Annotated in this window: 1 protein-coding gene; it reads left to right on the top strand. The window is 49.4% G+C overall.

Annotation, left to right across the window (positions count from 1 at the left end; genetic code table 11):
- The coding region (locus tag HQN90_RS40160; protein WP_173227995.1) for a beta-ketoacyl synthase N-terminal-like domain-containing protein at positions 1 to 702 on the top strand (702 nt) is incomplete at both ends.

Below are 702 nucleotides of genomic sequence, written 5' to 3'. Positions count from 1 at the left end.
GAAGAGAAAACGAGGGAATGGACATAGCCGTCATTGGGGTGGCAGGGCGGTATCCCCAAGCGAGGACGATGGAAGAGTTTTGGCAGAATCTTAAAAGCGGCAAGGATTGTATAACGGAGATCCCGCAAGAGCGTTGGGATCACAGGTTATACTACGACGAAGACAAAAACAAAATAGGGAAAACCTATAGCAAATGGGGAGGATTTATAGAGGGAGTGGATCAATTCGATCCCCTCTTCTTTCATATCACACCAAGAGAAGCAGAAATCATGGACCCACAGGAGCGATTGTTCCTGCAGTGTGTTTATGAAGCGTTGGAGGATGCGGGGTACACCAGAGAGAGCCTGGGAAAACATGAGGCATTTGGATTGAAGGGGAACGTAGGGGTTTATGTAGGGGTCATGTACGAAGAATACCAGCTTTACGGAGCCCAAGAGCAGGTCCGTGGCAATAATGTGGCCCTATCGGGGAATCCATCCTCCATAGCAAACCGGGTGTCCTATTTCTGTAATTTCCATGGTCCGAGCATGGCGGTAGATACGATGTGTTCATCCTCATTAACGGCCATTCACCTGGCATGCCAAGGCTTACGAAGCGGGGGATGTGAAGTAGCCATTGCCGGGGGAGTGAATGTCTCCATCCATCCCAACAAATACTTGATGCTTGGACAAGGGAAATTTGCATCGAGCAAGGGGAAATGCG

This window comes from Paenibacillus alba (genome assembly GCF_013204855.1).
GTDB lineage: Bacteria > Bacillota > Bacilli > Paenibacillales > NBRC-103111 > Paenibacillus_E > Paenibacillus_E alba.
The sequence above is the reverse complement of the archived record's forward strand: the minus strand, read 5'-3'. Positions and strand labels throughout refer to the sequence as shown.